Origin of the sequence: Chamaesiphon sp. VAR_69_metabat_338 (assembly GCF_031423935.1) — a bacterium.
Classification (GTDB): Bacteria; Cyanobacteriota; Cyanobacteriia; order Cyanobacteriales; family Chamaesiphonaceae; genus Chamaesiphon.
This window is the reverse complement of sequence record NZ_JANPGM010000592.1, coordinates 1-5,093: the sequence shown is the minus strand read 5'-3', so window position 1 is coordinate 5,093 and position 5,093 is coordinate 1. Positions and strand designations below refer to the sequence as shown.

Sequence of the window (5,093 nt, the reverse complement as noted above, 5' to 3'; positions counted from 1 at the left end):
GTGCGGGAGCCGCTAAATCCCCCTTAAAAAGCGGATGCCTTTTCGGTCGGGTTCCCCGACCATGAAAAGGCACCAAGCGGGGGACTAAGAATCCGGTTCCTCCCTGCTTGGTGCAACACATGCGGAGGGAACCTCCGCGTGGTTGCATCCGCTTTTTAAGGGGGCTAGGGGGATTTTCTAGAGTTTAGGCGTAACAAATTTGACTTTTCAAACAGCCTCTTAGGCTTTAGGCTTTAGGGGATAGGGTGTTTTCTCGTACATAATTGCCCATTCTTCCCGTCTCCCGTCCCTCAATCTCCCAACTTAATCTGGAATTGCTACCCTAGAGATAGTAGTTGAGACTCATTACACTTAGAACCAAGCGAAGCTATGAAAGGAGTCGTTGTCGAAATTAGAACTCAGATGTTGATTCTGGGAACGCTCGTCGGATTGATGTGGGGATTGGAAGTTCTCGATACCTTTGTATTTCGGCATGGACTCGACACTTTAGGGATTTTTCCGCGCAATCCGATCGGGTTGCGCGGTATTCTATTTTCACCCTTCTTACATGCCAACTTCACGCACCTAATGGCGAATACAGTGCCCTTTGTAGTGCTAGGTTGGCTGATAATGGCTCAAAGTATCGCCAACTTTATCGTCGTCTCACTCATCTGTATGGTTGTGGGCGGGATAGGAACTTGGGTATTTGGTGCCAGTGGCTTACATATCGGTGCTAGCGGTGTCATTTTCGGTTATCTCGGTTTCCTGCTGGCGCGCTATTATTTCGATCGCCGTCCGAGTTCTGGGCTAGTAGCTTTATTTGTCGGTGGCACCTATGGAAGCGTCCTGTGGGGAATTCTGCCCTCCATGCCGGGTATTTCTTGGGAAGGACACCTCTTTGGTTTCTTGAGTGGGATTCTGGCGGCGGGCTTAGTTAGCGATCGATAACCCATACTGACAGGAGTTAAAGCCTCTATTTATCAGGCTCAAGCCTATACTAATTCACTATTACCGGATCTTCCCCCGCTCCCCGCTTTCCTAACTAAGTATTGTGCTTCACAGTAAAGGATTTCAGTGAAAAGTCGTCGATTTAGATTTCAAATATCATACAAAAGTCCGATTTAATTCGATCGCGATTCGTCGAGAATAAGTGGAAGTCAAAACGTCTACTCAACTCGACTTACACTATTCGCATCACCACTAAATCTTTTGTATGCATTCTCTAGAACCAGAAGAAGAAGATTTTTTATTTTGTCCGTCCTTCGACTGGGAAGATCTCTATACTGAAGAGACTTTCGGCGACAGGTTGCGACTTTTTTACAATCAGTTTAATGGCAGCACCCGCGCACTATTAGACGATGCCCTCTTTCGGGAAATCGAGTCTAAATCGATTGTTACTAGCTTAGAAATTTTGTGTGCCAATCACATTATTCACAAACGGCTAATCCAAAAACATCAAAAAATCCGGAATGAAATTCGCTGGATTTGGCCGGAGACAGTTATGCAGTTTGAGATTGGTATTTGCAATCCCGACTGGTGCGGACGAGTGTTTAAGCTACCTTAGTTTCTGCCGTTTGCGGTAGATCCTGCCCCATTCCCAATTTCCTGGCATTCTCACCCGTGGTAGAGATTCGGATATCTACCCGATCGAGAATCGCCCTGCCACCTAAAATAGGGATAGGGACAACGCGCGAATATAGGCTATGGATAATAACAACTGGCTACAACAGATTTTAATGTTTGGGATCGGCACGACTTCATTGGTCGCCGATCGCGTCCGCGAGGTTAGCGAACAGTGGGTCAAAGACGGTAAGATCGACTCCGACCAAGCTAAATCGTTTGTCGATGACCTGATGGGGCAAATGAAGCTCGATCCGGCCAACTTTGAAGCTCAACTCCAGCGGACGATCCGCAATACGATGCAGGATCTGGGCGTACCGCGTCAAAATGAAATGGACGAACTGCGCGGGCGGATCGATAGACTCGAACGCCAAGTGCGAGAACTGGAAAACAAATTATGGAAATAGGCACTCAAATCTAGATCTGGCAAGATTTGAGTCGATCGATTGCAAAAATCGTTACCACGAACCGCTGATGATTATAATCAGATCGTGGTTCAAATTAAATTGAGTATGAAAGAAATTTTAGTCAGTTTAGGATTGATGCTCGGATGCGGTATCCTAATTCTAGTCTTTCAGTTTGTTGTGGGGACGCCAACTGCCACTGCTGAAGCGATCGGCGCGAATAATCTAGTGGCGACGATCGATCCACCGACCTCTACTCCCGCTAAATTAATTGCCATGGATAAGAACGAAAATCAAGTGACAACTGCCTCGGGACTAAAGTACGTGGAGATCGCCGAAGGTAATGGCGAAAGCCCTGCTAAAGGCCAAACGGTATCGGTTCACTATACTGGTACGCTAGAGAACGGTCAGAAATTTGACAGCTCTCGCGATCGCAACCAAGCATTTGAATTTCAAATCGGTGAAGGCCAAGTCATCAAAGGTTGGGACGAAGGACTCAGTACCATGAAAGTCGGCGGTCGTCGCAAGCTGATTATTCCTGCAGATCTAGGCTATGGCGCGCGCGGTGCTGGCGGCGTCATCCCCCCCAATGCTACCCTCGTTTTTGATGTAGAACTACTCAAGATCAAAGGATAGTGGGATCGTTGGAGGTAGTTTGCCTAGATCTGCACTACTTCCACGCCCTAAATCTGAATTTGGGAACATCGCTCGGTTAATGGTTGTCATGGAGAGTGAGGATGCTCGAAACAACCCTAGTAACCATGAGTCAATCACTTTCCCTATCTTGGTCCCAGCTTGAGGAAAACCTCCCTCGAACCAGAGTGCAAGTAGCTAAATTAGACAAATTACCGAACAATGAGCTGATTGTGCTCGCTCAGTCTGGCTTGCGTGCAGATCGAGCAGCTTTAGCCGAGCTTATGCGGCGGCATCAGTCCCATGTCGATCGGATTTTGTACCACTTGGCTCCAGACTGGCAAGATCGCGCGGATCTCGCGCAGGAAGTATGGATTCGGGTTTACAAGAATATCAAAAGTCTCAACGAACCCGAAAAGTTTCGGGGCTGGTTGAGTCGGATCGCAACTAATCTGTTCTACGATGAGTTGCGCAAACGCAAGCGCGTCGCGCCGCCACTATCGCTAGACGCGCCGATTAACGTTGGCGACGGATCGATCGAGTGGGATATTGCCTCCGATACTCCCAATCCCTCCGAACATCTGAGTACGGTTGAGTTCTACGACCAATTACGCGCCGCGATCGCCAAACTACCAGCTGCCTTTCGGACTACTATCGTCCTGCGGGAAATTGACGGTTTGTCATACGAAGAAATTGCGGATGTGACGGGTGTATCGATCGGGACTGTGAAATCACGGATTGCTAGAGCGAGAGCTGGATTGCAATCTAAGTTAACAGGTTATTTTGAATCGTAACTATTTTCCCCGAACGGGGAATATTAGCAATATATTGAAATTTAGCAATGCTTGCTAAAATTAAAATTATTTAAACTTTGGGACACACACAGGGTAATTGAGGATCGGAACATGACAGACTACTTCGATGGGGAGCGATCTGGCGCACTTCTAGACGAAAGGTTCGAGCTGCTAAGTGCCTATCTCGATGGCGAGGTAACGGCAAGCGAACGCCAGCAAGTAGAAGCATGGCTGGCAAGCGATGCTGCTTTTCAACACCAGTATCGCCAGCTCAACCAGATGCATCGCGCATTTCCACAGATGCCAGTGCCCAGCAGCCAGTCTGCTGAAGCTCTATCCGCAGGCGTATTTGGGAAGATAGACAGCCGTCGCCATCGCAAACTTTCTTGGATTGGTGGTAGCGCGATCGCCGCTAGTATCGTTGCTGCACTCGCTGGATTGAGTGGTTTATTTAGCGGGAATAGTCCACAAATGCAATTTGCAGCAAATAAAACAAACATTCCCGCACCGTTGATGGTGGCACTAAACGACCCGATTTTGGCAATCCCTAGCAAAGGCGGACAATCGATCGAATTGCCCATGTCTTCGCCAGAAGTCAACGCGGATTCTTACTAAAGGATGGATTCGATCGAGTATCCCATCTTCAACTATGGCAATTATTAATAAATGCGGTGTCTGTGAAGACATCGCATTTGTTTTAGCTGCAATTATCCGCCCGATTTTCCGATTGGAAAATTATAATCCATATAGTCGCCTAAACCAGCTCACAAACTGCTGTGCCTCTGGATGCTGGGGATCTAAAATTCTTTCCTTGATAGCCTGATGTAACTGTCTACCTGGTGGTTTTTGCCAAGCTAGCCAGCTGTAGATTTGAGCTTTATCACGATGATAGTCAGTAAAAGCCGCGCCCTTGTCTTTAGCTCGATCGATCGTCTCTCCAGCAAATTCCCAGAGCGAAGAACTAGCAGTCGGTAGCAAATATCCCAGAAATGTCTCCAACATTCCTGGCAGCTTATTATCGGGCATAATCCAAATGCCAACTCGAACGCCATTATCAGCTTCGATAATCAATCCTTCTTCAGGTAATTCTTCAGGTATCTTCGAGACTGATTTGCTATTTCGACAAGCATTTCTAATAGCAATCCATCGATCGAGTGGCTGTTCGTCAGCATCTAGCAATATCCCTAACGCCTCGATGCCATCAGCTTTTAGTTCGGTAGAAATCGAGCCTGGTTTAAGAATATTTTCATAACCCTCATAATCTTTGATGTGAACGATCGTATTTTTCCCACTACCCCAATTAATGCCATTTAGTTCTATTAATTCGGGGATAGTTCGCTTCTCATCTTGTCCCTCAACTAGCAGCACATTTTTATAAATTGCCATTAGTTAGCGCACCTCAATATCACGCTCTGCCGCGATCGCCATTTCCTGTTCATTAAAGACAACACTCGCCTTTTTCCCGCGCTCGATCCGATGAATCGTGATATCATCGCTGGCAATATCATCTGAATTAGCAACTTCTGCTAAACTCTTCCAGCAATCGCTATTATGAGTGGTGGCAAATACTTGAATATCTAGTTTTTCAGCGGTTTTACAAATCAGCTTCCATAAATCTATCATCACGCTGAAATGCAAGCCTGTGTCTATTTCATCGATTAGT

The 5,093-nt window shown here is 46.8% G+C and carries 8 protein-coding genes; 6 read left to right on the top strand and 2 right to left on the bottom strand.

Annotated elements, in window-relative coordinates:
* The first annotated feature begins 369 nt into the window (after nt 1-369).
* The 6 genes from RMO84_RS16380 (at nt 370) to RMO84_RS16355 (ending at nt 4,045) form a co-directional block, all read left to right on the top strand.
* On the top strand, nt 370-927 hold the full coding sequence (locus RMO84_RS16380) for a rhomboid family intramembrane serine protease (RefSeq protein WP_310489505.1): 558 nt from the start codon (nt 370-372) through the stop codon (nt 925-927).
* A gap of 265 nt (nt 928-1,192) precedes the next feature.
* Nucleotides 1,193-1,543, top strand: coding sequence for a hypothetical protein (locus RMO84_RS16375; RefSeq protein ID WP_310489504.1), 351 nt, complete (start codon nt 1,193-1,195; stop codon nt 1,541-1,543).
* A gap of 139 nt (nt 1,544-1,682) precedes the next feature.
* Nucleotides 1,683-2,006, top strand: coding sequence for a phasin family protein (locus tag RMO84_RS16370; protein ID WP_310489503.1), 324 nt, complete (start codon nt 1,683-1,685; stop codon nt 2,004-2,006).
* Between the two features lie 105 nt (nt 2,007-2,111).
* The gene (locus tag RMO84_RS16365) at nt 2,112-2,639 is read left to right on the top strand and encodes an FKBP-type peptidyl-prolyl cis-trans isomerase (RefSeq protein WP_310489502.1); all 528 of its coding nucleotides are present in this window, start codon (nt 2,112-2,114) and stop codon (nt 2,637-2,639) included.
* 125 nt (nt 2,640-2,764) lie between these two features.
* Entirely contained in the window at nt 2,765-3,430 is a 666-nt protein-coding gene (locus tag RMO84_RS16360) for a sigma-70 family RNA polymerase sigma factor (protein WP_310489501.1), read from the top strand.
* Nucleotides 3,431-3,541: 111 nt separating this feature from the next.
* A complete protein-coding gene (locus RMO84_RS16355; protein WP_310489500.1) occupies nt 3,542-4,045 on the top strand; it encodes a zf-HC2 domain-containing protein in 504 nt (167 codons plus the stop codon).
* A 120-nt stretch (nt 4,046-4,165) separates the two neighbouring features.
* Here the strand turns inward: RMO84_RS16355 and RMO84_RS16350 are convergent, their stop codons facing one another.
* A complete protein-coding gene (locus RMO84_RS16350) occupies nt 4,166-4,816 on the bottom strand; it encodes a DUF3226 domain-containing protein (protein ID WP_310489499.1) in 651 nt (216 codons plus the stop codon).
* A gap of 3 nt (nt 4,817-4,819) precedes the next feature.
* The coding region (locus RMO84_RS16345; RefSeq protein ID WP_310489498.1) for an AAA family ATPase at nt 4,820-5,093 on the bottom strand (274 nt) is incomplete at its 5' end.